Source organism: Enterovibrio nigricans DSM 22720, from assembly GCF_900167155.1.
Classification (GTDB): domain Bacteria; phylum Pseudomonadota; class Gammaproteobacteria; order Enterobacterales; family Vibrionaceae; genus Enterovibrio; species Enterovibrio nigricans.
This window is the reverse complement of the sequence record NZ_FUXU01000061.1, coordinates 1-26,982: the sequence shown is the minus strand read 5'-3', so window position 1 is coordinate 26,982 and position 26,982 is coordinate 1. Positions and strand designations below refer to the sequence as shown.

The window sequence follows — 26,982 nt, the reverse complement described above, 5'->3', positions numbered from 1 at the left end:
TTATAGATATCGTCTTTTTCACGATGCAATTGCGTATTGCCAAGCAAACGGTCGACACGCTTGATGGCATGTTTAGCGGTGGTAATGACGTTCAGAGAGCGGCCAAGTTTAGTGAGCGTAAGGTCCGCCCCATCGAGTGAGGATTGCGTCGCAAGTATCAGAGAGTGAAGCCGTTTTTTATGAATAGTGGGACACTGATTTTGTAGAGTATCTTGTAGAATTTGAATATCGCGCATCGTTCATCCCTTTTGGTGGAATGTGGTTTTTGGCGAAATTCATTAGATCAAAAGGGTCGGTGCGCGTCTTTCTCATTGTTTAGAAAAGGAATTTTGAGGGGATTCGCTAGGTTGATGCGTTATCTGTATAAATGGTCTGTCAAAATTGATGAGGGTAAGTGTGAATTTGACGTTATACAGAGTAGGGTTTCATTATCTACGCTGTTTTATTTTGAAATATTGGATGTTGATGATTAAAAGCCAAGTAGGGTTTTAATATATATGGGGGCTTCTTTCTTTGTGACTATTTAATGGCTATTTTTCAATTCGCCCATTTGTATGATCGAATGTGTAATTAGAGGTTGCTACGTCATAACAACCTCTTTAACTATTTGCTCGACTGTTTAAGGGCGTTCACCGTCACAGATACGACGCTCAATATCGCTCATCACGTCGGGTAAGTCAGCGATAGTATCAACCAGATAGTGAGGCGCACATTTGATCAGTTTCGCATGTGCTTTCTCGCGTGCTGCGTCTAATGTGGCTTCGTCAGCCGCCTGATACTCTTCAAACGTCAAACCTGCTTCGTTACCGGAAAGCAATAAGCCAACCGTCCACATGCCTGCATTATGACCTTCTTCAATGCCGGGAGCTGAGTCATCCACTTTTACACATGTCCCCACATTGGTGACACCCAATTCGATCACGTTTTTTAATGCCATAAACGGTGCAGGGCGGCCGCCTTGTGGTAAGTCGTCGGTTGCGACAATGTAATCAGGTTTATAGCCATAGTCAGCGGCGACAGGAATTAGCACATCCATCACTTGGCGTGGATAACCGGAGCATGACCCAATTTTGATGCCCTTGGCTTTTAGGTTATTGACCACCTCAACAGCATTGAGGATCGGCTCTGCATGATCCACAACTTTGGCTTTTTGCAATGGCATAAAGGCGGCGTAGATGGTGTCGATATCATCGTTTGTCATGGAACGACCGAATTTTTCGTTCCAGCGTCTATCGATGTCAGGCATGCGACCGACCGCTTGAATATGCTCCCATTTACCAATACCCATTGGGCCGCGGGCTTCCTCTAACGAAAGATCGAAGTCGAAACCTTGCTTGAATGCTTCGACAAAAATACTGGTCGGGGCGAAAGAACCAAAATCGACAATGGTACCTGCCCAATCGAAAATAACCGCTTGAATGGAAGATGTAGTGTTAGACATGTTTTTGTTCCTACTAAAGATCCAGATACTGGAATTCGTGGCAAACTTTATCGATAGCACCTTCAAAAATATCAAGGGCGCGACGAAGCTCTTCGCGTGAAATAATGAGTGGTGGACTAAGTTGAATGACATTTCCCTGAGAAACCTTGAAACTCAGCCCTTGGTTTAAGCATTCATAAAGCACGGCTTCTGCTTCTTCAAATGCTCGTGTTTTTGTCATCCGGTCGTTAACGAGTTCAACCCCCCAAAGAAGCCCTATTCCACGAACATCGCCAATAATGGGGTAGGTGGCTTTCATCCTTTCCAATTGTTCACGGACAAATGCACTGTCTGTTTTTACTTTGGCAAGGAGGTCTTCCTTTTCTATGGCCTCAATGGTGCCGAGAGCTGCCGCGCACCCTAGTGGGCTTTTTTCATGGGTGTAGTGACCTAAAGAAACGTCAGCGGCTGTGTTGTATTCGTCTTTGGTGATCATAGCGGCAATAGGCATGATGCCACCGCCGAGTCCTTTTCCAATGCAGAGAATATCGGGCTCAATGCCGTAGGCTTGGTGGGTAAACCATTCACCGCTTCGGCCCATGCCATTTGGAATGTCATCGATGATTAGCAGTACGTTGTGCTTGTCGCAGATTTCTCTGATGCGTTTCCAATAAGCTTTGCTCGGCACTTGAACATCGGTGTTGCGTACTGCTTCCGCAATGAAGGCTCCAATGCCGCCTTCTTTTTCGATGACATATTCGAGATAGTCTGCGTAATGCACATCGCTGCCATCGCTTGATGGAAAAGCGCCGCGATAAGTAATGGGTGGGGGAATGCGTTCAACGCCTGCCATTAACGGCCCCATGCCTTGTCGAAAACAGGCTTCGCCGCCGACAGAAATGGCATCAAGTGACGCGCCATGAAAGGAATCCCAAAGCGACACGACTTTAAAATTACCTGTCACGTGACGCGCTAACTTTAACGCCATACCGACGACGGATGTGCCGCCGGGCGCAAACAAGACGCGGTTGAGGTCACCGCCACATATCTCTGTGAGCTTTTCAGCACAGGCGATGGCAATTGGGTTGGTAAAGCGTCGAGGTGAGAAGGGCAATATCGCCAGTTGTTCACTTACCCGCTTTACAACATGAGGGTGCCCGTAACCTAACTGGTGAACGTTATTGCCATGAAAGTCTATGTATCGCTTGCCAGTACAGTCGGTAATATAAATACCTTCAGCCGCGTCTAATGCGTCCAAGCATGGCGTTGACATGGCTTGATGCAGAAAGACTTTGCTGTCGCGTTCAAGCAATGATTGGGCGCGACTGTCTGAGATAGACGCGTGCCATTGCTGGCGAGCTTGCGTCGTGTTGATGTCGCCTTCGCTTCGCAGGTGAGGGGCGTGTTCTGTGTCAGTCATCACGGGCTTCATGTTTACTTTACGTCCCAGTACATAGCGTGTTGAATGGCACCGATCAAACGCTCTATGTCCCTTGGATGGACATCACCAATGTTGCCGATTCGGAAACAATCCGCATTGGACACTTTGCCCGGATAAATCACGAACCCTTGTTCCTTTAGGCGATCGTAAAAGGCTTTAAACTGGTAATCGCTGTGGGTTGGTGAATAGAAAGACGTAATGATGGGAGAATGGAGGTTTTCATCCAGCAATGGCGTAAAGCCAAGGCTTTTTAAACCTGCGACCAGTGTTTTCTGATTAGTTTGGTAACGCTGGTGACGCGCGTCAATACCACCTTCTTGTTCAAGCTCAAGTAACGCTTGATAGAAAGCGCGAACGGTATGCGTTGGAGAGGTGAAGCGCCACTTGCCGTGGTTGGTTTCCATGCAATGCCATTGGTCATGCAGGTCCAAACTCAAAGATCGTGCCTGACCTTTACATTTTTCAAGTTCACTCTGTTTTGCAATAACAAAACCAAAGCCTGGTACACCTTGAATACACTTATTGGCAGAGCTGATCATAAAGTCGATACCCAGTTCTCCGATATCCATTGGGATACCACCAAAGCTCGACATCGCATCAAGAATAACCACTTTATCGTGTTTTTTAGCCAGTGATGCGACCGCTTCAATCGGGTTCAGCATGCCGGTTGTGGTTTCACAATGCACGATAGCAACGTGGGTGATTGCGGTGTCACTTAGCAGTGCATTCTCGATGTCGCTGAGCTGAGGTTGCGCGGTCTCTCCTGGCGAAATTACCGCACACGGAATATTCAGGTAATCAGCAATCTCGGCGATGCGCGCACCGTAGGCTCCGTTGTCGACGACTAGCAGCTTGCCGTTTTTACTGATTGCGCTGCCAATGGTTGCTTCTACCGATGCGGTGCCACTGCCTTGCATGAGTACACTGGTGTAACCCTGATAAGCCGTCGCGAGCTTCACCAATTTAGTACGAATAACCTCGACAATGTCTTTGTTGTAATCGTCGTCCCACGTACACCAATCTTTCAGCATGGCGGTACGAACCGTTTCTGTTGTAGACAGCGGGCCCGGGGTGAGTAGCAGGTATTCATTTTTCATTTACGTATTCATCCTTCAATCTGGAATATACCAAAATACGCAATTACTCTATCAGCGGGTGTTTGACGGGGTAAATAGGGTCAGAATCAATTTCACAAAACTTTCATATCCGCAGATAAACCAATCCCATGAGCAGATAATGTCCGGTTTATTTCTTCAAAATGCCAAATTTCGGTCACATAAACGTCATCTATAGAAATTAGGGTATTTCACGAATTGGTACACACCAAAGAATGTGAAATAGCATTGACGTCGAGAAAGTTGGCGATTTTTAGGGAGAGGAAAATTATGAAGACACAGATGATGAAAGCGTCGGTAACTGCACTTTTTACACTCATGTCCGCTCAGGCTTTCGCTGCGCAGGAAGTCACGGTGTACACCGCATTCGAAACAGATCTGCTTGCCAAATTCAAAACGGCGTTTGAAAAGGATAACCCAGACATCAACATTAACTGGGTGCGAGATTCCACAGGAATCATGACGGCCAAGTTGCTCGCTGAAAAATCAAACCCTCGCGCAGAAGTTGTTTGGGGGTTGGCGGGCTCATCATTGGCTTTGTTGAAAGAAGAAGGGGTTATCAAGCCTTATTCACCCATAGGTGTTGAACTGTTGCGCGAGCAACTCGTTGATGGTGAACAGGATCAGGCGTGGTTTGGAAACTTAGCTGTTTTCAATGCGATTTGTTACAACGACATTGTCGGTAAACAACTGAATCTGCCTAAGCCGACGTCATGGGAAGACCTAACCAATCCGGTCTATCAAGGCCACATTGCGATGCCAAACCCAGCCTCTTCCGGTACAGGGTATATGCAAGTTTCTGGTTGGATCAGCAGTTTTGGTGAAGCGGGCGCGTGGTCTTACATGGACAAACTAAACAACAATATTGCGCATTACACGCATTCGGGTTCCAAGCCTTGTGTTCAGGCTGCCATGGGCGAGGTGGTGATCGGTATTTCAATGGCGACAAGGGCTGCCAAACTAAAAAACCAAGGTGCACCGCTTGATATCATCGTACCGCAGGGCATTGGCTGGGATGTTGATGCCGTTGGTTTGGTAAAACCTAGTGAGGCAAGTCAACGCGTTGTGGATTGGGCGGTGTCGAAAGCGGCAAACGAATTGTACGTGCAAGCTTACCCTGTTGTGGGTCATAGAGACGTGAGTGCCAAGGTATCAAACTACCCAGATGTTGAAAAAGCGATGGCAAAGATGGACTTCACCAAGATGGGCAAAGAAAGAACCAATATTCTGGCTGTATGGTCTGATAGATATGATGCTAAGTCTGAGCCTCAGTCATAAAATACATTCGATTGATAAATTTTGGCGAGGAGAGAGGCGGAAACGCCTCTCTCTACTTGATATCACGATCTGTAATCATTAATCCAAACCCGTAGTTACTTGTTGCCCGCTTCTCTTTCTCTGTCTCTTTCTTTTCCCGAACCACGTTATGCACAAAACATAACCAAATTTAGATGTAAGTCTCTTTTCTGTACAAAACCGATATGAAACTCCGTCACAGTGATACATTATGAAGTATAACTTCATTTAATGGTCTGGTGTGGAAGTTTGACTCCGCCATCGGGAAGGGCGCATTTTTGTATTCACGCTTTAGAGAGAAATCTATCGAACAGTGATAAGTCAACTTATCTGTACATCTTAAACTTTGCTCTGTTTATAAATGTTATAAGTGTTAATTTTTCGCTTTGGGTAATTACGTCGTTTTTAAAACGGTAAGTTATTTATGAATGAGGGTTTCGCGTGCAAATTATCTCATGTGATTGTACCGATTTTACGCAATAATATATTAATAATGAAAGAGAACTTACCATGGAAACTACATCTTTTGGCGTGGTTAACTACGCTGCATTGCTCATTTATTTAGGCATGATAATGCTTGTCGGTCTTTATTTTGCTAGAAGACAAAAAACGGCTGATGATTATTTTAAAGCAGGTGGAAGGATACCGGGTTGGGCTGCGGGTGTGAGTATGTTTGCCACCACGCTAAGCTCGATCACTTTTATGTCGATTCCTGCAAAAGCATATACAAGTGATTGGACATTTTTGTTTGGTCAATACATAACGCTGGCGATTTTTCCTCTTGTTTTCTATTTTTACATTCCATTTTTCAGAAAACTGAATTTAACCTCTGTATACGAATACTTAGAAAGACGATTTGACGTAAAAATGCGGTTGTTTGGTAGTGTGTCTTTTATGCTCTTCCATATAGGTCGAATTGCAATTATCACGTATTTAACGGCACTTGCACTACTTCCTTTCATTGACATTGACCCACTAATGATCGTTTTTCTGATTGGCGTACTCTGCATCATATACACCTTCATGGGAGGTATTGAAGGCGTGATCTGGACGGATGTTATTCAGGGGATCATGCTATCAGGCGCTGCCATACTTATCTTTATCATCGTCTGTTTTAACGTCGATGGTGGGATTGGTGAAGTTTTCAGTTTGTCAGCGAGTGACAATAAATTCTTCCCAAGTGAAAGATTCTCTTGGAGTTGGAGTGATTCGACAGTTCCTGTATTGATGATTGGTTTTTTTTTCGCTTCTTTGCAGCAATATACGGCGAGCCAGGATGTAGTACAGCGATATATCGTCACTGACAATATTGAAGAAACCAAGAAAGCATTGATTACAGCCGCTAAATTTGGCTTGTTTGTGCCAATCTTTTTCTTTGCTATCGGGTCAGCGCTGTATGTTTACTACCAACAGAATCCGAGCCTATTACCTGAAGGATTCAATACTGGCGGTATTTTGCCATTCTATGTTATTTCTCAAATGCCTGCGGGCTTAGCCGGTGTCATCATCGCGGCGATTTTTGCAGCCTCGCAATCGAGTATCTCAAGTAGTCTGAACAGTATCTCAGCATGTTTTACATCCGATATTTACGAAAAGATCGCGAAAAATGCCACATCTGAACAGAAACTAAAAACGGGTCGCGCAATCACGATTATTGCAGGGACATTGGGTGTAATAGCGTCTACCTATCTCATTTATTCAAAAGAAAGTGAAATATGGGATGCATTCAATAGCTTACTAGGTCTCATGGGTGGCCCAATGACGGGCTTGTTTACACTGGGTATATTCGTACGTCGTGCAAATGCGAACAGTGCCTTGTTGGGTGTTGTGGCAAGCGTGATTGCGGTTCTGGGTATCCGTGCATACACGGATCTGAATTTCTTCTTCTACGGCGTTGTTGGGACGATGACTGTTGTTGTAGTGGGGTATTTAACCGCTCCATTGTTTACGGCGAATACTGAGAACAAGAAAGAAAACACAGATTTCCTGACCGTATACGGCGATAACTAGTAAAGGCAACGTAACGTCACCCCTGTTTCATCTGGGGTGACGTTAACGTGTTCAAATTTCATGATTTTAGATAATAAATCTATTTGTCTTTCGATTGTAAAACCCAATCATTAGTAACGAGAAAGTTTGGTATGTGTTTATTTGAAGTGCCGGAGAATGGTCGAAAGATTGACTTCGTGACGATGTATGACGTTGTCAGGCCGAATTCAATGCATGAAATGGTTAGCGAGCTTGTTAAGAAATTAAAATGTCAAAACATCAATGCCAACGAAACGTTGCTTCTTAATCAAGCGACTAAAGAGTATGAGATCCTATCTTCGAACGAATGTGATGAAGAAGAGGATGTGGTATTTCGTTTGTGTGAGAAATTAAACATCACTCAAACTGCGAGTTTTTTCAGTCGATATACACAAGCGGTTCAATGTCATCGCGAATTTGTTGATAACGCAGATATCGCCATGTTTGGTGACTCCATAACGGAGTGGGGGCCATGGGTAGAAATGCTCCCGAACATTAAATTGAAAAACCGAGGTATTGCCGGGGACACAACCAAAGGCATGCTGAGAAGAGTAGAGACAATCGTCAGTCTTAGCCCAAACAAAGTGTTTCTTATGGGCGGAATTAATGACTTGGCGATGGGGTGTTCGGTCAGCGAAATCTGTGGAAGGTTTGATGAGATTATTGATGTGTTAACACGTAATAATATCGAAACTTTTGTTCAATCCACTTTGTTTGTCGGCAATAGATTATCTCATTTGAATCCACTTGTCGCTGAGCTAAATGCTAAGTTATCTGTATTGTGTGTAAGAAAAAATGTAACGTTCCTAAATGTTAACGAGGCTTTATGTCCTCAGGGCCGTTTACCAAGTGACTACTCTGTTGATGGGTTACATCCAAATTTATGCGCTTATAAAGAATGGAAAATGCTTATTGAGCCGATTATGCAGTGTGAAATTAAAATAGCTGACTGTCTGTAATAAATAGACATGTAACACGCAATTTCTCGTGTTGGATAAAAGGAACCGATGTCATGGAGGGTTCCTTTTTTTGTTTGTCTCGTAATGCTGTCCGACTGCGGATAGCGAGCATCTACTAGAAGGTTATCAATAAAAGCGTCAAAGCTTCACCCGAATAGCTGTGTTGATAGAAACCGATAAGACCCAAAATTCAACCTGTGTCATCAAACTACTACAGAGTTGTCATGTCGATGAAATATTGCCCTTCTATATTCTGGTATATACCATTAGGAGTGTGTATATGACTAATCGCCAACCTTACCTTCAGATCGATAACGTCGCTAAGCAATTCGGTGCTTTCACAGCGTTAAAGCAGATTTCACTTAGCATCGAAAAAGGTGAGTTTGTATGCTTCCTCGGCCCTTCTGGCTGCGGTAAAACCACATTGCTTCGTGCTATTGCTGGCCTTGATTTACCAACTTCTGGTGCCATTTACCAAGGTGATAAAGAAACGACATTTCTTCCTCCAGAAAAGCGCGATTTCGGCATTGTATTTCAATCTTACGCGCTGTTTCCCAACCTGACCGTTAAAGAAAACATTGCACTTGGGATGATTAACCAAGGTACACCGAAAAAATCCGCTTACAAGAAAGTAGAAGAGTGGTTGGAGACCATTGGTTTGCCGACATCTGGTGAGAAATTTCCTAACCAGCTCTCTGGTGGCCAACAGCAGCGCGTCGCACTGGCACGTGCGCTTGCGTTATCACCGGGTTTACTCTTGTTGGATGAGCCTTTATCGGCACTTGATGCAAAAGTACGTGTTCATCTTCGTGAAGAGATTTGCCGCTTGCAACGCAAGCTCGGCATTACCACGATCATGGTGACCCACGATCAGGATGAAGCGCTCTCTATGGCGGATCGTATTGTTGTGATGAATCACGGTGTGATCGAGCAAGTGGGCACGCCACAGGAAATCTATCAACAACCCGCCACGCGCTTTGTGGCGAATTTTGTCGGTACCACGAATTTTATCCCAATGTCGGTGGCGAGTGACGCGCAGGTGCGTATCGCTGAATCATTAATCGCAAAGCCGATGGTGGATAATCATGCCTTAGCACGCGGGGATGCGTGTGATCTTGCGGTTCGTCCTGAACAAATGCGTTTTGTGGACTCTCCTAAAAACACCTTTCCCGTAAAGATTGTTGCCACTGAATTTCTCGGTGCGTTTTATCGCGTGGATTGCCGACTACTGCATGACAATAAATCCAAACTGATCATGGTCGATGTGTCGGTAGAGGAGGCGATGCAATTAGGACTGAAACGAGGGGAAGTACGTTATATACAACTGGCTGAGAAGGGTCTTCGTGCTTACGCCGCTGAACCTTGCTACAAACCTTGCGACAAAGCCCTGTCTAACGCGGCGTAACGAGTAAATTACATGGAAGCTAAAACAATGACGATGAACGCACTGGTGTTACCAAGCAAGCCAACGTCACTTTTTCATCGGGTCAGTAAAGACAATCTGGTACTGATCTCAATCCTCTTTGTAGTAATCACACTGTTCGCGTTGTTTTTGCTGTTCCCATTGTGGAGCATGCTACAAAAAAGTGTACAGAATACAGATGGGGAGTTTGTTGGGCTCGCTAATTTTGTCGACTATCTTTCTTCTGGCAGTGTGTGGACCTCACTATCAAATACTATGACGCTAGGTATCACCGTCACGTCAATTGTTACGGTGGCAGCGTTTGGATATGCGTATGCGCTGACGCGTTCTTGCATGCCCTTTAAGGGGGCGTTTAAAGCGTTGGGGACAGCGCCGATATTGGCTCCTTCGTTGTTGCCAGCAATCAGCCTCATTTTCCTGTTCGGTAATCAAGGGGTCGCCAAGGCGTTGATTGGCGGCGAATCCGTGTACGGTCTGACGGGGATCTCGCTGGGACTTATCTTCTGGACGTTTCCCCATGCGTTGATGATTTTAAGTACCGCAATGCGTACTTCTGATGCCCGCCTATATGAAGCAGCGAAAGCACTGAAAACGTCATCGCTGAAAACGTTTTTTATCGTGACACTGCCCAGTGCAAAGTATGGCTTGAACAGTACGCTTATCGTGATTTTCACGTTGGTGATCACCGACTTTGGCGTGGCTAAGGTAATCGGCGGGAGTGACAACGTGTTGGCGACCGACATCTTCAAACAAGTTGTCGGTCAGCAGAATTTTGCCATGGGTGCAGTTACATCAATCCTCTTACTGTTTCCTGCCATTCTTGCTTTTACCGCAGATCGTTGGGTGAAGAAAAAGCAGAAGAGCCTGATCGATACGCGCTCTGTGGTGTATGAACCTGCGCCAAATACAGCGCGTGATACCCTGTGTTTCATTTACTGCAGTTTCATCTCTATCATGGTGCTGGTTGTTTTAGGCATGGCGGTATACGGTTCACTCGTGACCTTCTGGCCGTGGAACCAAACGCTGACATTGAATAATTACAACTTTACTGAAATCAGTACTTATGGGTGGAGTCCGTTTTTTAATTCTCTCGAAATGGCGGTTTGGACAGCTATTGTTGGCACCTCGGTAATTTTTATTGCTGCGTATGCGATAGAAAAAGGCAGAGGCTTCACGTCCATTCGTCAAGCTTTGCAAATGGTAAGCATCATCCCGATGGCGGTACCGGGTATGGTGTTGGGGCTGGGATATATTTTCTATTTCAATGATGCCAATAATGTTTTAAATCCGCTTTACGGCACCATGGCGTTACTTGTTATCAGCACTGTGATTCATTACTACACCGTGGGCCACATGACATCGCTGGCGGCTCTCAAGCAACTCCCAGCGGAAATTGAAGCAACCGCCGCATCTGTGAAAATGCCCCAGTTCAAATTTTTTTATAAAGTGACGCTTCCTGTGTGTATGCCAGCGCTATTTGATATCGGTATGTACTTGTTTGTTAATGCGCTCACTACGACTTCTGCGGTAGTATTCTTGTATTCCACCGATACTATTCCCGCATCCGTTTCTGTTCTTAATATGGATGATGCAGGACAAACAGGTGCAGCAGCGGCCATGGCTGTGATGATTATGCTCTCAGCGGTGTGCGCCAAGCTTGTTCAATGGCCCGTGGCCAAATGGTTGGAAAACCGAACACAAGCATGGCGAAAACGATAAGGACACCATGTGCAATACGTAAAAATTAAAGATGCAATTGTCGAACAAATTGACGCGGGGATGTTGTCTCCGCGCCAAAAATTGCCTGCGGAAAGAAAGCTTGCAGAAACATTTGATACGACCCGTGTGACATTGCGGGAAGCCTTGTCATTGCTGGAATCCGAAGGGCGAATTTACCGTGAAGATCGCCGTGGTTGGTTTATCTCCCCAGCGCCGCTGCGTTATGACCCGACGCAAACGCTGAATTTCACCAATATGGCGTTGAATCAAGGCCGTCAGCCTAAAACCGAGCTTGTGAATGCGAAGAGCATTCTGGCGAATAAGCAGGCGGCAAGCCTACTTGAATTACAACCGTTTTCGGAGGTATTTCAGGTCAATCGCGTCAGATACCTGGATGACCGTCCGGTGGTTTATGTGACCAACTACATTCGCGCTGACGTCTTTCCGAAGCTTTTGAGCTATGATCTTGCCAATTCGTTGACCGATATTTATCGCGAGCACTACGGCATGGTGTATCAGTCTATTCGTTACCGCATTAGCACGAGTTCGCTAATTGGGGCGCAGGCTCAGGCGTTGCGAGCAACGTCCGGCACACCAGCGATGGTGGTTGAGCGTATCAACTACAATCAAGCAGGCGAGTTGATCGATTGTGATATTGAACATTGGCGGCATGACGCGATCAGTATTGAATCCGTGGCAAATCTGACGCGCTAACGTTGAAAAAAGAAACGATTGGTGTGCGCTTGCCTCCAATCGCTTCTTCTTATCTTTTTTTCTCTATTCTATCCTTCCTCGGCTTTATCCTTTGTTTTATTCTACGCCTTCATTTTTTCAATCAGTGATCGATAAAGACATATGTAATGGCGAGCGATAAAAACAAAAGGATCGGCCAATACCATTGTTTGATTTTTAAGCCCTGTTCGTTCTCAAGGACTGGTATTTTTAATTCTGTGGTGAAAGCCAGAGCACCGATGGCAGTGAAGATGATTTGAAAATAGACGAGGAAGTAAAAATACTCGATGAAAATAACACCTTGTGCATTTAGCTCCTCTCTCAGCGCGACATGTGCGATCACCAAAATGAAGAACAAAGAAGCGCAATACTGTAGAACGGTTGCTGTGCTGAATCCCCACAGTGCTTGTTGCTTTTCATCCTTGGTCCAAAGCAACAGCATGAAGTAGGTTAAGAAACTAATAACCAAAAGTGGCATGATGTGAGAAATAAGAGGCCCAGTGATATTCCTCTGAATCACAATGTTGTACTTCAGATTTGTTAGCGTGTCATCTTCTGTCACAGTTTCATTCAGATAACTGAAGTAGCTTTGTAGAATTTTCCAGTTTCCGAATTTAGGTTCAGCCATGGCGATACCGGGCAGTGATTCCGAACGCATAGATGCGTAGGAAGAAAATGACGGTATCAAGAATTCCTTATTTAGGCTCGGTGAGGGAACCATAGAAAGCTCAATCACCTCACGATCAAAAGGAAACGAGCCGTAATCAAAAGGTTGTTTGACAACCGCGACGAATTGCCAAAGCAACAAGCGGTTAGGTAAGCTGCTGATTAACGTCCATCGGCATTCAGACGCATTGTTTATGATCAATGGTGGTATTTTTTCTCCTGTGTCTCCTGTGTCTCCTGTGTCTTCCGTGACCACCTTACCTATGATATTGACTTGATCTGCATCCTCCAGAGTCAGGGTCTGAATGGTCAGTTTGATTGGCATACTTTGCTTTTTGTTGAAGATTTCTTGATGTTGTGTTTTCTCTATCACCGCTAGCGATGCACTATCATGATCAACCAATAGTGTTTCCCCCTTACTTAATAGTTTTGGCGCTAGCGCCTGAAACCATAGCAAGAGTAAGTATGAAAACAGGCATAAAGACAGTGCGGTGAAAAGGCGGCGGGTTTTGGCTTTATTGTCTTTAGGGAAATTCAGCGAAGCCAACAAAGAAATAATACCGGCCAACACGATAAACCAGATGATGTCCCAGTATTCGTAGGAGGGTGAAAGGCTGTGCCTTAATTCATCAGCTTCAATGACAAGCCCCAGCTTTGCGTTTAAATGATCAATGTCTTCCAATACAATCCAATGTTCTCTCTCTGTTACTGGGTGTTTGAAACTCCCCAATGTTCCTAAATGAAGCTGTGAGGCGATCGTCGACAAAAGTGGCTCTTCATCGGCTTCAAAAAACGAAATATCGAGCCCTAATGCCGAGTTTTTGGGATATGCGAGGATTTGACCTGTATTTGAAATCAGAAAGGCGAAGCCCTTTGCACCTAATTTGAAATTCAACATTTGCTGACTCAAGCTTTCAAGTGAGAAATCCAGATAAACGATACCTTGGTTATCGGTCTCCCCTTCGGACGGTTGTATGTTGGTGAACGGAAATACATATTTTGAAAACCATGCTTTTGCAACTGGATCAAAATAGGGTGGTAGCCATTGTGCTTGAGTTATTCGGTCGATAGGAATACGGACTCTATCAAGGCTGATTTCTGATTTCTGTTTGCTTCCATTTTCATAGATAATCTGCGTTTCAGCGGAGTCAGTATTGGTGAAAATCACGCCGCCATGAACAACACCTGGCGTGTTGATTACAGTGTTTTTAATCATTTGTTTTAAGTGTTTGTGATCTCCTCTGCTGTGAGTTGCCAGTTTAGATATGGTGTTTACGCTCTCCGTCAACTTGTTGAGGTTACTGTTGACGAGGCGGGATGCATCCATCGTTTCGCTTACAATATAGCGACGTATTTTTGTGTCTACTTCTTCCTGCCAACTGAATTTTATGAACGCTGCAACACAAAAAAGTAGCCAAATCAGAGAGGAAAACCAAATCAGGTTTTGTCCATGAAGCTTATCCAATCGAGAGATTGTTTTCATCAGATATGCTCCCCCTGAAAGGGTGTTTTCGTAGAAACTTCATGACCAAAACGTTTTTCAACAAAGAAAATCAATGCGCTGAAAAGTAAACCAGTCAGCGTGAAAATTACGGCAACGAGTAAATAGACATTGAGCATTACGCTTGAATCACCCGTAGAAGCGATATACGCATTCGCTGTCGCCAATATCTCCGTTACTTCAATCGCTGATGCCGTTGTTGAAGCCATCAAAATGATCAGAAAAAATTGATTGAGAGCACGAAAAGACAGGTTTGCTCCTCCTTTACGCTTTTGCAAGGCAAGATCGCAGCTGTATCCAATCACTGGTAATGATAGGGCTAAAACAGCATTGAAAGTTGGAGGTAATGTGTATGCCAATCCAAAGATAGAACCGTTTGCCGGAATAATGATCGTAAAGTAATAAAGCATCACAAAGCTAGGGATGTTGCCTATCAAGGAGCGAAATCCCAGAGCGATGTATTTTACTGACGATACGTCGGCAGAAATCGCTTTGCACAACAGGTGCCCAAGAGGAAAACCCACCACCATCGCGCTGATGGAAATGAATAAGTTAATGAGGAACGCGGAAACAAAACTGAAAATCACACTAAATTCAAACATGCTTATCAAACCTCCTGATCGCTTAAAGGTGTTTTGTTTTCCTTGTGTTTTTCCTTGCCATGAATCTTGGACAGGCAATGTTTGATAAAATACGCAAAAACAAGTATCTCAACGTAGTAGAAGATAGCGAGTACGCTCATCAACAAAATGGGATGCTCAGAGTTTGAAGAAACCGAATTAAAGATAAGTACGGCATTCGGAGAGGCAATTATACTCGCCATACCTGCCGCTTTTGCAAGGTTGACCAAATTGCTTGTTACTCCCAGTCGATATTTAGCATACCGCTGTACGAGCGGGATGCTATCATGGCGGTTCACTGTGATCAGGTTATTGATGCCCGACGCGGTATACAGAGAAAGAACAAGCCAAGCAATAGTTGTACCACTGGCGTACCAAGACTGGGCATAATTCTGAAAGCTTGCCAATACGCCAAAATAAATGAAATAAAGCATGAGAATGGGGGGTACAGAACTTTGTATATTAGTCAGGGATAGGACGAAAGCGCCTATCCAATTGGGTGTTTTTAGCGTCAATAGCCCCAAAACCAATGACAACGACATTGCTGAGATGATGACAATCGCGGTAAAGAGAGTGGTATGGAGTAATGATTTCGCGATCATCTTTATATCAAAATGATCGATGATTGGTGTTTTAATGCTATCAGTTTTAGATAGGTTTAATACTGCATCAAAGCAAAAGACGTAGCCTCTCTCTTTTCGGTCTTTGATGTTGCATAGAGGGCGGGAGCTTGAATCAATTTGATTCCAATTGATTTGTTGCTGTGTCAGATAGTCCTGCTCAGGCAGTTTCCAGCTAGTGGCCAAATTCTTAATAAATCCGTCCCGGATCCGGCTGGATAAAAACTGCGAAAGCCAGGTATCCAAAGATTTGGACTGTGCATCATTTCTCGTCACGAATGACCAGTGGATCGGTATAATAGTTTCAAGTGCAATTTCGTAATCATGCCATGCTGGTTGGTTGCTCAGGGTAAACAATATGCCGCTGTCGTATGCCCATGCTTTGCATTTATTAGTAAGAAGTGCAATTTTTAAATCACGATTGTTGCTTAGGATGACAGGGTCTATCCGGTAGTTTTTTATCAGGTGTTCGTTGAAATAGGCTCCGGATGTTAGACAGACAGGTTGACCAATCAAATCCTCCCAACCTTCGATGCCATAGGATTTTCGAGAGATGGCCGTTACCCCGCTTCGAAAGTAATGGGGTAATACCATATTAACTTGTTTGCGCCGTTCGATGGTATCGCCAACCGTAGCAATCAGCATATCGACTTGGCCATCATTGAGTTTTTGGAAGCGATTCGCCGTTGAGACGGCTTTAAATACGATATCAACCTTTAGGCTTTTTGCAACGGCCTTGGCCAGGTCGATTTCAAACCCACTATTTTCACCGTCGGTGTTCAAGTGGCCCCAAGGTGGGTAATCTACTTTCACGCCGACAACCAGTGTGCCTTTAAGCCTTATCGTGCTCAGTAAATCTAGAGCAAAAACGTTTGTAGAGAAAACCGCGAGAAAGCAAAACAATGGCAATGCTAAATGTTTCACTCAATTCTCCTTGCAATCGCGAGGAGGCCATACCCCAAAGATGCAGGAAGCAAATTGCAAAGCAGCTGGTCAAGTTTTGCAAGGCGTGGCGAACGGTTCACCCAACTTTCTGGAAGCATGCTTTCAGCAATGACTCTGTCGACTTCGAACCCCGAAGACGTGAGATGCATTTTCAACTCTTCCACGGAGAATAGGTGATAAAACAGTGGGATAGACTTACCCAAGTAATTCCTTTCGTATTGAATATCTGATGTCGAAGAATTTTTATTGAATTGGTGGCGGAAAAAGCGTCGGTGTCTATTCGGAACAGATACAACAATGGTGCCGTTCTTTTGCATGTTTCGATTTAGCCACTGCAAGAGAGCTACGCGTTGTTGTTTGCCTTTGACATGCGCGATGACGCCGAACAAAAGCAGCGTAAGACTGGGCGCTCCTTTTTCCACAATATGATGGTGTAGATCGTCATGTTTATTGAACAATGTCAGGCGTTCTGGATATAAAGGCAAAAGTGATGAAGCCTGCTTAAGTGCCACTTTACTGATATCAAAGCCCAGCACATTGGCGTCGGTTTGTTGTAAAAGCGGTTCAAGGTATCGCCCACGACCACAGCCAAAATCAAGGATAGGGTAGGTATCGTTTTTGACGAGAGACAGAATGAGAGAAAGGATTCGAGGATTCGCGCAAGGGTAACGAGATTTGTATAAACCAATCTCATAGTAATTATCGTACGATTGAGCGATTAACTTTGTTTGTGGATCTCTCACAGGTAGCTTCCTTCATTAGGTCTATAAATATTGTTATCAAACTGAGTGTATGTTTTTTAGGGTTAGAAAAAGGCCATGAGTTGAGACAAATACCTGTTCATGACGAAGAATTTGATGCATTTGTGAAAAACAAAAGTGATTTATCTTGAATTAGGCAGATAGACGGTCAAAAAGTCCCAATAAAAGGACTATCTCGTAATTGAATTACTGAGACACAGGCGCAAAGGAGGGCACCTATAATCCTTACTGATGGAACAGCTTGCCTCGCTGCAGGGTGCATAGAGCAGGCGATTAATACGATGTGAGAAGGCAGATAAACATGATCAGAGCTTGGACATTGCCAGGTTTGGCAGCATTACTTTCAGGCGCTATTTTTACGTCTCCAGCGCTGGCCGAAGAGAGCAAATTCTCCGCCCATAAAGACAATTACTTCCTCCCTTTTTATAAAGAGTCCTATGTCAACCAAGCGCGTTTTGCGCCTTTGAACCCAAATGGACACGCAGTCAAAGACACCTTTATTCAATTTCAACTGAGCGTAAAGTACAAACTTTTATCGTTTGATGAAGATGGACTTTATGTCGCCTATACCCAGCGCTCTAACTGGGAAGCGTATGACAGTTCGGCTTACTTCCGTGACGATCAATATAACCCTGAAATATTCTACCGCTTGCAATTCGACCCATGGCAATTTTCGCTCGGCTTTGAGCACCAATCTAATGGCGCGGGTGGCAAGGTAGAAGTGAGCTGGGACAGGGTATACCTCGATATACAACGTGATTTCGAACAGGGCTATGTAAGGCTTAAGCCATGGGTTCGTGTCGGTGCCGTCAATTACAACCCTAATATTTCGGATTATTTGGGGTATGGTGAAGTCGAACTGGGGTGGCTGCCTTACAACTCCCACGAAATTAAGCTTCAACTGGCAAACATGTTCACGAAAGATTGGAATTACGGCTTCTATCGCCTGTCGTGGAATTTCCCACTATACCAAGGCTTGCGAGGCTATATGAAAGCTGAAACGGGATACGGATTAACCATTTCAAACTATAACTTTGATGAAACCGCGTATGGGGTAGGGTTCGCGTTTAGTTTTTAGTGTGAGGTGAAAATTCCTGCTCTGAAACGCAGACTTTTCTCATCGTGATTTCCTGTAAATCTACGATCGAAATGGCCGTGTAAACAGTCTGCAAAGTGAATAGACTAAAAATTGCACTTTTTTAGTTCGGGACGCCCGTTTTCCACATCCTAAACAACAGGTGTGCAAGTTAACATGCTGATATTTAACATTGGTATGATAAATTTGCACTATTGTAAGCGGACTAGTCGGGCGTCCGGATTTTGGACTAAACGGGCAAATTTCTTCATCCGATTACTTACACTGCGATAGCTTTGTGCTGTACGCTACGCTAGCACGAAACGGCTCCATTCTGGCAGCGGGTGAGCAAGATGTTATCTCTTGACCAAGGAAGGGTTATGTTTCAAAGCCATAATTTGTTTAGCAAGCTTACCGTTGCCTTCATGATGGTAAATGCTGTCTATCTACTGGGTTACGTTCTTCCTAAGGTTACTCATGTTTGGGGTCAATATCCTTGGCTGATAATCTCCATTGTGACTTTTGGTTTAATTAATGCCCTGTTAGCGTTCAAGATTTCGAAAAGAAGCTATATATCTTTAGGTTTCGCTATCTTTTTGTATTCTATTCAGATAATTAGCTTTCACTCGGAGTCATTTGTTCTAGAACTTAATTTTGGCATAAGCCAAGTTGTAGAAATATATTCGAAAACTTCCACTTCATCACTGGGTATCGATGTAATCACATTGATTGCGGTAGTAATGGCTAAGTCGCTGAATCGGCGAGGTCTACCACGCTTGCCTTGTTTGTTTTGTTTCCACTCAGCTATCGTTTCCTCATCAATCCAAAAGGTCAGAGAACCACGGTTGATTAAGGCTTTGTTGTACTGCTTCCAGTTAGTTGTTTTGTAACGAGGTTTAGACATGAGACTACGACGATTGATGGGTGTAGCCGATCAGATCGTAGCTTCTAGATTTAGTTCCATCGATTTAAGCAACAAAGCCCTTCAACATCTGTCCAAACTGCCAACGCTGCATCCTGAGCGTCTATATGCGGAACTTAGTGCTATCTGTGGTGAGCTTTCAACATTTACCGATGAAAGCCGTTTGGCTCCAGACTTTAAAGCATATCGACACGACATGCCGACAGAGGCGCTTAACGAACTACTGATGAAATTGAGGCAGTCATTAAGCATCGTGTTGGAACCAAAAGCGGTTTCTATTCAGCTCCATCAAAGAAAGTACGGATTGATGGTTGCGCCAATTCACGATCCCGGATTACTGGAAGACGCAGAGTTTATTGTTGCTGTACGGGCAAAATTGCCTCAGGACGAACTACGAAAACTGTTCACTCAACAGACCAAAGTGGCATCCGTCGAAAAAATTCGCGAACTCATTTCCCTGCAACTTCCTGGCGTACCGTTGTCGCCGCTACCAATTGCACCGCGGCAACTGCCATATCATGCGGGCTACATCTATTACCAATTGGATAAATCCAGCCAAGCCTGGAGCATGCTAATCAACGGCAGTGGTTTTGCGTTCCACGTTGCAGGGCATATTCCGGATGTTGAACTTCAGTTTTGGGCGATTAGGAGCTAGATGGTGCAGGACATCTATCAAGAAAAAACTAAGCAACGTCATCACTTGGATGACTTACTTTTCGACGAAGTATCAAACATCGATGCCGACCAAGACTATTGGTTCAAACTTCGATGTGGCGAGTCTAATCGGCTGATTTGTGCAGCAACACCACTCATTGGATTAAGTCTGCGCATTCGAAAGCTGATGCTTTGCCACAATATTGAAGAACTTTATAACCAAGCCGTTGAGGAAATAAAGAATATCGAGGTTGAACTGGCAGAAAATCAATATGACCACGCCATTATTTTGGCTTATCGCTACATTTTATGCACTGTCGTTGATGAGGCGGTGATGAGCACGCCTTGGGGTGCAGACAGTTATTGGGCTGAAAATTCGCTGCTTACGCATTTTCACAATGAAACATGGGGAGGAGAGAAAGTCTTCTCCATACTAACAAGGTTAAAGGGCGAACCAGAACGATATCGTCAGTTATTAGAATTCATTTTTATTTGTATGACGCTCGGTTTTGAAGGCCGATATAAAGTCATGGATAAGGGAAAAGATGAGCACAGGAAAGTATTGATAGAATTGCATGAATTACTTTCTGAAAAAGATGAAGACACGCATTCTGGCTGTCAGCCTGCTACCGATAATGTGATGATTAAGAATTACAAAGTGAATAATCGATTGACGCCACTTGGTGTTGTTATTGGTTTTTCTATCATGCTTTTTGTTATTTACGGTTTCTATCAAATGTCGATCGATAAGAATATTGACAGTGTATTACAACAACTCGGCGTGCTGTTGTAGTAAACCGCTAAACAAAAAATAGCTTGCGACTAACGAGCGATCTCTGAAATTGATTTGCACGACTGAACATGGAGAAAGAAATGGATAAGTGGATATCTTTTGCTGCAAAAATGACCACTTTAAGAGATGTAGATGATCTCTCCAACACGTTTTGCGAATTTGGAGATTCTCTTGATGGTATATCCAATTGCTGGGTGCTATACCCTTGTTCGCAAGGAAGAGAGCTACGCACTCACACCGATGGGCAGTCTCTCTCTTGGAAAGTGGATGATTTCAGCCACCCGTTTTCTCATGTATTGCAGTCTGCATCAACGATGTTGCTCGACCCCGAAAAATTGAATTATTGGATGGGGAACGAGGTTTTCAAAACACTGACAGCATATCGCACCACGAAAGATAGCGTATTGATAGCGCCATTTATGGGGGCTGACGGGGTTATTCGAGCCATTGCGGTGATGACTGGAACCTATAACAGCTTGAGTGAAGTACTGGCGTGTGAACATTGGAAGCACATTGCTCAGATCTATAGCAATCAGTACGCGATGATTACACAGCTAGGCAAAGATACATGGCAAAAAAGTGCTTTGGTGTCTTCCATTGCCGAGATCCGCGAAAATGAGCATAAGCGTGAGCAGGCGTTTGAGCTAAAAAAAGTGCTTATTGGCGCAAGTAAGATAATGTCAGACATGCGCGATAAAGTGGTCAAGTCTGCGCAGTCTTCCCTCAATGTGATGATTTGTGGTGAAACCGGAACGGGGAAAGAACTGGTCGCTAAAGCAGTACACGAGTTGTCTGTCCGAAAAGGAAAGCCGTTCATTGCTATCAACTGTGCTGCAATTCCAGAAAATCTCTTAGAAAGTGAGCTATTTGGTCACGTCAAAGGCGCGTTTTCGGGCGCGGAAAGGGCAAAGTCGGGACTCCTTGCTGAATCTGATGGCGGAACCCTTTTTCTCGATGAAATTGGCGATATGCCAATAAGCCTTCAAGCGAAACTTCTGCGTGTTTTAGAGACAAAGGTCTATCGTCCCGTTGGTGGTTCAAAAGAAATCGAAGTGGATTTTAGGTTAGTGTCAGCAACACATGTCCAATTGGAAAAGAAGACTGAATGTGGTGAATTTCGCCGAGATTTATATTACCGCCTGAATCAGTTTCCTATCCATGTGCCTGCGTTAAGAGAACGACGCGAAGACATTCCTCAGCTGTGTAAAAAATTTATCGAAAGTTACCGTGAAAATCAGCATGTGAACGTCGAACGTATCAGTTATACCGCCCTTGATTTACTTAGCCGTCATCCGTTTCCGGGTAACGTGAGAGAGCTAAAGAATTTGATTGAGTATGCGTGCACTTTGTCAGGTAACAGCACCGAAATCAGTCCTTGTAGCATCAGTGAACGCATCTTCGAACAGCGAGTACCGTTTACCGCAAGTAATGATGAATCCGTACCTGATAATTATTTGGGCGTCGACATTTCGAATATCGATAACTTGAAGGCCGCCGTTCAGAACTTTGAAATTAACGTTATCCGTTCGCGGCTGACAAGTTTTGGCGGTGATCGCTCAAAAGCTGCAGAGAGCTTGGGTTTGCCAAAAAGAACGCTTGCGCACAAGTGCCTGAAGATGGAGATAGATTAAGGCATGGTCAGACTTCGTGTTAGTGCGGTAGTGAAGGTAGCTGTTGCTGTGGCATTGTTTCAAGCTAACCCTGCGTTGTCGAAAGCCTCTTCTGACAAGCAACTATCTTCGGCAATGGCCTGTACGGAGGTATCATCTCGATTAGAGCGACTGGCCTGTTTTGACAAGGTATTTGGTACGCCCATGTCTCATGAGCTTTCATCCATCAACAAGCCTACAAAGCCAGCATTGTGGGTCAAAGCCAGCGAAAGTGAAAAGCGCAGAGAAGCACGACAAACCGGCTTTATTGTTAACGTTTCAGGCAAGACGGAATCGATGCCCGGCGCGTGGGTGACAAGTTCGGCAATGGTGAAATCCGAACAGGAGCCAGCCATTTTAATGTTCAGTTGTATTGATGACATTAGCCGTGTTGAGTTGATTCTCCCCAACGTAGTTGATTCAGGGCGAGTGCCAATCACGACTTATGCGAAAACGAAAGACACAAGAGCCTGGATGACGGATGACTCAGGGTATGTACTGAGTGCTGGGCGAGGAATGCCTGCCATTGCGTTGATGAAGTCGATGCTATCGCAATCGTCAGTTTCATTGCGTTCTAATTCCGCAATCGTCGGTGATGTACGTTTTGACATCAGTAACATTGCAGAGGCGGTTAAGCCCCTTAGAAAAATGTGCGGGTGGTAGACGTGGAAAAGGAACTTTACCGGAAACGACTTATTGCGCCAATCGCTCCTGATAACCCTGTCGGCGACAAGATTGAAGACGATTCAGCGTTAGATTTTGTCGAAGCGCAGATGATGAAAATCGGGTCGCTCTCTCACAGTGATGTGAAGTGGGATGAGGCAGAAAATCACGCAATAGCTCTGCTAGAAACCAAGTCCAAAGACATAAAACTTTTGGCACATTTACTGCGTTGTCTACAACACAAAGCCAGCATCGACCGGTTTGTGCTTTCAATCTGCTTGCTGACTGATTTTATCAATGCCTTTTGGCAAACCTGTCTTCCTATGCCCGGCCCGAAAGGGGAGCCTGTAAGGAAGCGTTTTTTTACTCAAATGCTTCAAAGAACAGAAAATAGCGTGGAAAATTTGGATGTTTCACGAATGAGTGAAACGCAATTCGATGAGCTCAAGAGTGCACTTGACGCGCTTACGTCAGTTGCGAACGCGCATCATTTAACCACAGATGCTATTGGCTCCATTGCGGCGATCATCAATAAGCGAGTGAAAGCAAATCCAATCACCTCTGCATCTGATGGGACAGAAAAAAGTGAAGGGTCGACGCAAAAAACAGATGAAAAGAGCATATCGAATGACAGTGTGTTGTCGTTTGATAGCAGTTCAGAGAGAGCAACAAAACTCACCTTGCTCAAGGTGGCGGATTTTATGAATGAGATGGAAGGCGGACGTTCAACCTCTTTACGGTTAAGACGCTTTGCCATCTGGTTTTCAATCAGTTCGCCGCCTGAACATGATGCTGATTTTGAAACGCCGTTGATGCCGGTTTCTGCCGAGCGCATTTCAGAATACGAAGATTTGTTGAATCTGAAAGCTGACCATTCCCTTTGGCGAAAAGTGGAGCAAAGTTTAACAGTATCGCCTTACTGGATAGACGGCCACTACTTAAGCTACCGCATAGCCATGAAACTTGGACTTTCAGAAGCCGCTAATGCGATTGCATTTGAAGTAAAAGCATTTGTGCTTCGAATGCCAGCATTGTTTGATCTCAAGTTTAAAGGGGGGATGCCTTTCATTTCGGAGGCGACCCAGCAATGGCTGCGAGAAGGCGATAAAAATCCACTGAGCGCAAGTGGCGAAACAAGCTGGGACAGCAAACGAAAAGAAGCCTTTTCTCTGGCAGAAGAAAAAGGGTTATCAGATGCACTTACGATGTTAAATAGCGGCCTGTCAAAAGCAGAGGAGCCCAGAGATCGCTTCTACTGGCGATTATTGTCAGCAGATCTTATGGAGCACCATCAACTATCGGCGATGGCCGAGCAAGAATACGGAACCTTGCTACGTCAGATTTCCTCGATGTCACTGATCGATTGGGAACCTTCTCTTATCAAACACCTAGAAACCATTACCGACGCAAGATAGAGGTCAGGGAACGATTACTATGTTCAGTAAGCTAAAAATACTTTTTGCCGCCATGTTACCGTCAATCAGATCGTCATTGCCTGTTCTGATGGTGTTAGTGCTTATCTTGTTAAACGTTGCGATTTGGTGGGCTGGTCCTTGGCTAACGATTCGTGATACGCAGCCGTTGAGCTCAATTTGGGCCCGAGCAACGGCGAGTGCAATTGTCATTCTTTTATGGCTAGGTATTTGGGGAATTAACCAGTGGCGGAAGCTTTCTGTCTATCAAGACAGGGCAAAAAGAGAGGTTGAACTGCAAGAAGATCCGATAAAGCGCTTTGAAGAGCAACAGGACATAGAACTCAATCGTATTGTTAAATCACTCAAAGACAGTTTGGGGAAAAAAGATCACCTCTACGCGCTGCCTTGGTACCTTTTGCTAGGGGAAGAGAACGCCGGTAAAACCAGTTTAATTAATCGTTCAGGTCAAGACTTTGCGTTTTCCTCCGCATTACGTGCGAGCCAAGAAACCAAAAGTAAGAATCCATTCTCGTTTGATTGGTGGGTCGGTGAGGACTCTGTGCTGATAGACCCCGCGGGTGAACTCATTACTCAGCGGATCACCGATGCAGATGGTCATGGAGAAATGGAGCAGAGGCTCTGGACGCATTTCTTGAACTGGTTAAACAAAACCCGTAATCGCAGACCGTTAAACGGTATTGTTGTGACTGTCGATATTGCCAAATTAGCCAGTGCCAGTGTGAGTGAGCGAAAAGCGCATGCGGCGATTCTTCGCACTCGCCTTAACGAACTCATGAGCACACTGTCAAATCGTCCACCTGTATATGTTTCGTTGACCAAGCTGGATTTGCTCTACGGGTTTGCGCCATTTTTTAGCGGACTAAAACAAAAAGAACGCGAAGAAGCACTCGGTTTTACCTTTTCATTTAAGGACAAAGATAAAGACAATTTGTGGCTTGGAGAATTTGATAGTAACTATGTAGCGATGGTTCAGCATTTTGAACGATTGCTGCCCACTGCATTTACTCAATCTGTGGATGCCGAGCAAAGAACCGCCATTTATAGCTTCTATCGTCAGATGGCAGGGCTTCAAGATGTACTGGCTCAATTTTTAAAATCGACATTTAGTGCAGATCAGTTTTCTACGCCTCCTGTCCTTCGCGGTTTGTATTTCACCTCTGTATATCAACAAGGGGTGCCTGTTAATGCCTTTGTTGATTCAGCGGCGCGTCGCTATCAGTTATCTCAGATGATTAACAGTGCGCAGAATGCAAACAATTCGACCACGTATTTCACCAAGCGGCTTTTCAATGACATTTTTTACCCTGAGGCGGGTCTTGCGTTAGACAGTAATACATCACAAAAAGCCTATCGCCGTTCGCTAGGGTTCACAGTTTTTGCCTGTTCGATTTTTTCTGTGCTGCTCATTGGCTCCTGGCACAAATATTACGAGTCTAATGTAGAACATTCGGCCATCGCTCTGGCCAAGGTGCAGGAGTTTGACCGAGTTACGAAAGCATCGGGTTATCCCACCACCGGAGAAGGCTTGTTAGCGCAATTAAATCTCGTTAGAGAAGCGCAGGCCTTGATGGACGAGAGCGGGGAAAGGAAAGTGTTGTTGTCCGGATTTGGACTTCATCAAGGAAATAAGATCAGCGTAGAGCTGGATAAAACCTATCAAGATTTGGTTGAAACGCGCTACTTACCTGCGTTGCTGCGTGTGCTTGCATTTGATATTGCGGATGCCCGGATTGACGACAAAACGCTTACCGCCCTAAGGGTGTTCCGCATGTTAACGGATGGCTCGGGTCGTCATGATAACGTTGTCAAAGCGTACTTTGCGACATTGTGGCAGGAAAAATACGAAGGCGAGAGAGAGACGCAAGATAGCCTGATGAACCATTTGCAATACGCACTCGTGAAAACCGACTTAAGTGCGAAGCGTTTAGCGGGTAACACGAGAGCAAAACGCACGCTCGCGCCTTACGATGATCTCGTTAAAACGACACAGCAGTACTTGTTAAGCATTCCATTAGAGCATCGTGTTTATATGGGGCTTAAGAAAGAAGCAGCGTTAGTATTGGGTTCCCCGATTAATCTCTCTTCGGCTATCGGCCCTGTGTTTGACGTTGTTTTTTCCTTGAAAAATCCTAACAGGGAAGGTGTAGATATACCGAAATTCTTGTCTCATGATGGTTTTGAACAGTTTTTCATGCCTAAACTGGAGACGCTGACAGATATGGCGTTGGTAGATACTTGGGTGCTGGGGCTGGCGAAAAGTACGGACTTTTCCGAACAAGATAGACGTGCGCTTCAAGAAAAAATCAGAAACCAATATGTTGCTGATTACTCGAACAGTTGGCGTAAAGCCATCAGTAATCTAGATGTCAGGTATTTTGAAGATATTTACGACGCGGTTTGGGTGCTGGAGAGTGTGGTGGGTAACCATCAGCCTTTACACCGCCTGTTGGCTTTGTTGCTTAATTCGGTTGGAAGACATGGCAGCCTAAAGTTGTTCGGTTCTTAAGCAATATACTGAGTTTCAGGCATACCCAGTCCTGTAAG

The 26,982-nt window shown here is 44.6% G+C and carries 19 protein-coding genes and 3 pseudogenes; 13 read left to right on the top strand and 9 right to left on the bottom strand.

Going from position 1 to position 26,982, the window contains the following annotated elements; all coding sequences use genetic code 11:
- From B5D35_RS17390 to phnW, 4 genes and pseudogenes are all read right to left on the bottom strand, one after another.
- Positions 1-236 (bottom strand): annotated as a pseudogene (locus B5D35_RS17390) (IS4 family transposase); the annotation flags it as partial.
- 383 nt (positions 237-619) lie between these two features.
- Positions 620-1,441 carry a phosphonoacetaldehyde hydrolase gene (gene phnX, locus B5D35_RS17385; protein ID WP_078753801.1) on the bottom strand — a complete coding sequence of 274 codons (822 nt, stop codon included), beginning with the start codon at positions 1,439-1,441 and terminating at the stop codon, positions 620-622.
- Positions 1,442-1,454: 13 nt separating this feature from the next.
- Positions 1,455-2,840: an aspartate aminotransferase family protein gene (locus B5D35_RS17380; RefSeq protein WP_078753803.1), complete on the bottom strand. Its 1,386-nt coding sequence runs from the start codon at positions 2,838-2,840 to the stop codon at positions 1,455-1,457.
- A gap of 14 nt (positions 2,841-2,854) precedes the next feature.
- Positions 2,855-3,958 carry a 2-aminoethylphosphonate--pyruvate transaminase gene (gene phnW, locus B5D35_RS17375; protein WP_078753800.1) on the bottom strand — a complete coding sequence of 368 codons (1,104 nt, stop codon included), beginning with the start codon at positions 3,956-3,958 and terminating at the stop codon, positions 2,855-2,857.
- Between the two features lie 285 nt (positions 3,959-4,243).
- Here phnW and B5D35_RS17370 point away from each other — a divergent pair, with 285 nt between their 5' ends.
- The 6 genes from B5D35_RS17370 to phnR all read left to right on the top strand — a co-directional run bounded on the left by B5D35_RS17370 (position 4,244) and on the right by phnR (position 12,115).
- Positions 4,244-5,254, top strand: coding sequence for a putative 2-aminoethylphosphonate ABC transporter substrate-binding protein (locus B5D35_RS17370; RefSeq protein WP_212567552.1), 1,011 nt, complete (start codon positions 4,244-4,246; stop codon positions 5,252-5,254).
- Between the two features lie 528 nt (positions 5,255-5,782).
- Complete coding sequence (locus B5D35_RS17365; RefSeq protein WP_078753798.1) at positions 5,783-7,282, top strand: sodium:solute symporter family protein; 1,500 nt, start codon at positions 5,783-5,785, stop codon at positions 7,280-7,282.
- Between the two features lie 131 nt (positions 7,283-7,413).
- On the top strand, positions 7,414-8,259 hold the full coding sequence (locus B5D35_RS17360; RefSeq protein WP_078753797.1) for a GDSL-type esterase/lipase family protein: 846 nt from the start codon (positions 7,414-7,416) through the stop codon (positions 8,257-8,259).
- Between the two features lie 280 nt (positions 8,260-8,539).
- Positions 8,540-9,664, top strand: coding sequence for a putative 2-aminoethylphosphonate ABC transporter ATP-binding protein (locus B5D35_RS17355; RefSeq protein WP_078753796.1), 1,125 nt, complete (start codon positions 8,540-8,542; stop codon positions 9,662-9,664).
- Positions 9,665-9,676: 12 nt separating this feature from the next.
- Positions 9,677-11,401: a putative 2-aminoethylphosphonate ABC transporter permease subunit gene (locus B5D35_RS17350; RefSeq protein ID WP_078753795.1), complete on the top strand. Its 1,725-nt coding sequence runs from the start codon at positions 9,677-9,679 to the stop codon at positions 11,399-11,401.
- A 9-nt stretch (positions 11,402-11,410) separates the two neighbouring features.
- On the top strand, positions 11,411-12,115 hold the full coding sequence (gene phnR / locus B5D35_RS17345) for a phosphonate utilization transcriptional regulator PhnR (RefSeq protein ID WP_078753794.1): 705 nt from the start codon (positions 11,411-11,413) through the stop codon (positions 12,113-12,115).
- Between the two features lie 121 nt (positions 12,116-12,236).
- Here phnR and B5D35_RS17340 read toward each other — a convergent pair whose 3' ends face one another.
- Genes B5D35_RS17340 through B5D35_RS17325 form a run of 4 tightly spaced genes read right to left on the bottom strand, consistent with a single transcriptional unit; the run spans position 12,237 to position 17,228 of the window.
- Entirely contained in the window at positions 12,237-14,282 is a 2,046-nt protein-coding gene (locus B5D35_RS17340; protein ID WP_078753793.1) for a PDC sensor domain-containing protein, read from the bottom strand.
- On the bottom strand, positions 14,282-14,902 hold the full coding sequence (locus B5D35_RS17335) for a hypothetical protein (RefSeq protein ID WP_078753792.1): 621 nt from the start codon (positions 14,900-14,902) through the stop codon (positions 14,282-14,284). The genes B5D35_RS17340 and B5D35_RS17335 overlap by 1 nt, the downstream gene beginning before the upstream one ends.
- Positions 14,903-14,907: 5 nt before the next feature.
- Positions 14,908-16,464, bottom strand: a complete 1,557-nt coding sequence (locus B5D35_RS17330; RefSeq protein ID WP_078753791.1) for a transporter substrate-binding domain-containing protein — start codon at positions 16,462-16,464, stop codon at positions 14,908-14,910.
- Entirely contained in the window at positions 16,461-17,228 is a 768-nt protein-coding gene (locus tag B5D35_RS17325) for a class I SAM-dependent methyltransferase (protein ID WP_078753790.1), read from the bottom strand. Before B5D35_RS17325 ends, B5D35_RS17330 begins: the two co-directional genes overlap by 4 nt.
- Before the next feature lie 319 nt (positions 17,229-17,547).
- Here B5D35_RS17325 and B5D35_RS17320 point away from each other — a divergent pair, with 319 nt between their 5' ends.
- A complete protein-coding gene (locus B5D35_RS17320) occupies positions 17,548-18,324 on the top strand; it encodes a phospholipase A (RefSeq protein WP_078753789.1) in 777 nt (258 codons plus the stop codon).
- Between the two features lie 682 nt (positions 18,325-19,006).
- Here B5D35_RS17320 and B5D35_RS17315 read toward each other — a convergent pair.
- Positions 19,007-19,225: pseudogene (locus B5D35_RS17315) on the bottom strand (transposase); the annotation flags it as partial.
- Between the two features lie 19 nt (positions 19,226-19,244).
- Between B5D35_RS17315 and tssK the strand changes: the two are divergent.
- From tssK to tssM, 6 genes and pseudogenes are all read left to right on the top strand, one after another.
- Positions 19,245-19,898: pseudogene (tssK, locus tag B5D35_RS17310) on the top strand (type VI secretion system baseplate subunit TssK); the annotation flags it as partial.
- On the top strand, positions 19,899-20,690 hold the full coding sequence (gene icmH, locus B5D35_RS17305; protein WP_101210297.1) for a type IVB secretion system protein IcmH/DotU: 792 nt from the start codon (positions 19,899-19,901) through the stop codon (positions 20,688-20,690).
- 80 nt (positions 20,691-20,770) lie between these two features.
- Positions 20,771-22,321, top strand: a complete 1,551-nt coding sequence (locus tag B5D35_RS17300) for a sigma-54 interaction domain-containing protein (protein ID WP_078753787.1) — start codon at positions 20,771-20,773, stop codon at positions 22,319-22,321.
- 3 nt (positions 22,322-22,324) lie between these two features.
- Complete coding sequence (gene vasI / locus B5D35_RS17295) at positions 22,325-23,002, top strand: type VI secretion system-associated protein VasI (RefSeq protein ID WP_078753786.1); 678 nt, start codon at positions 22,325-22,327, stop codon at positions 23,000-23,002.
- A gap of 2 nt (positions 23,003-23,004) precedes the next feature.
- On the top strand, positions 23,005-24,417 hold the full coding sequence (gene tssA / locus B5D35_RS17290) for a type VI secretion system protein TssA (RefSeq protein WP_078753785.1): 1,413 nt from the start codon (positions 23,005-23,007) through the stop codon (positions 24,415-24,417).
- Positions 24,418-24,436: 19 nt separating this feature from the next.
- Complete coding sequence (tssM, locus tag B5D35_RS17285) at positions 24,437-26,944, top strand: type VI secretion system membrane subunit TssM (RefSeq protein WP_078753784.1); 2,508 nt, start codon at positions 24,437-24,439, stop codon at positions 26,942-26,944.
- Positions 26,945-26,982: the final 38 nt, after the last annotated feature.

Excerpts from the sequence above, each read along its gene's own strand:
- phnX (WP_078753801.1), bottom strand. The coding sequence starts at position 1,441 with ATGTCTAACACTACATCTTCCATTCAAGCGGTTATTTTCGATTGGGCA.
- B5D35_RS17380 (WP_078753803.1), bottom strand. The coding sequence starts at position 2,840 with ATGACTGACACAGAACACGCCCCTCACCTGCGAAGCGAAGGCGACATC.
- phnW (WP_078753800.1), bottom strand. The coding sequence starts at position 3,958 with ATGAAAAATGAATACCTGCTACTCACCCCGGGCCCGCTGTCTACAACA.
- B5D35_RS17365 (WP_078753798.1), top strand. The coding sequence starts at position 5,783 with ATGGAAACTACATCTTTTGGCGTGGTTAACTACGCTGCATTGCTCATT.
- B5D35_RS17360 (WP_078753797.1), top strand. The coding sequence starts at position 7,414 with ATGTGTTTATTTGAAGTGCCGGAGAATGGTCGAAAGATTGACTTCGTG.
- B5D35_RS17355 (WP_078753796.1), top strand. The coding sequence starts at position 8,540 with ATGACTAATCGCCAACCTTACCTTCAGATCGATAACGTCGCTAAGCAA.
- B5D35_RS17350 (WP_078753795.1), top strand. The coding sequence starts at position 9,677 with ATGGAAGCTAAAACAATGACGATGAACGCACTGGTGTTACCAAGCAAG.
- B5D35_RS17340 (WP_078753793.1), bottom strand. The coding sequence starts at position 14,282 with ATGAAAACAATCTCTCGATTGGATAAGCTTCATGGACAAAACCTGATT.
- B5D35_RS17335 (WP_078753792.1), bottom strand. The coding sequence starts at position 14,902 with ATGTTTGAATTTAGTGTGATTTTCAGTTTTGTTTCCGCGTTCCTCATT.
- B5D35_RS17320 (WP_078753789.1), top strand. The coding sequence starts at position 17,548 with ATGATCAGAGCTTGGACATTGCCAGGTTTGGCAGCATTACTTTCAGGC.
- icmH (WP_101210297.1), top strand. The coding sequence starts at position 19,899 with ATGGTGCAGGACATCTATCAAGAAAAAACTAAGCAACGTCATCACTTG.
- B5D35_RS17300 (WP_078753787.1), top strand. The coding sequence starts at position 20,771 with ATGGATAAGTGGATATCTTTTGCTGCAAAAATGACCACTTTAAGAGAT.
- vasI (WP_078753786.1), top strand. The coding sequence starts at position 22,325 with ATGGTCAGACTTCGTGTTAGTGCGGTAGTGAAGGTAGCTGTTGCTGTG.
- tssM (WP_078753784.1), top strand. The coding sequence starts at position 24,437 with ATGTTCAGTAAGCTAAAAATACTTTTTGCCGCCATGTTACCGTCAATC.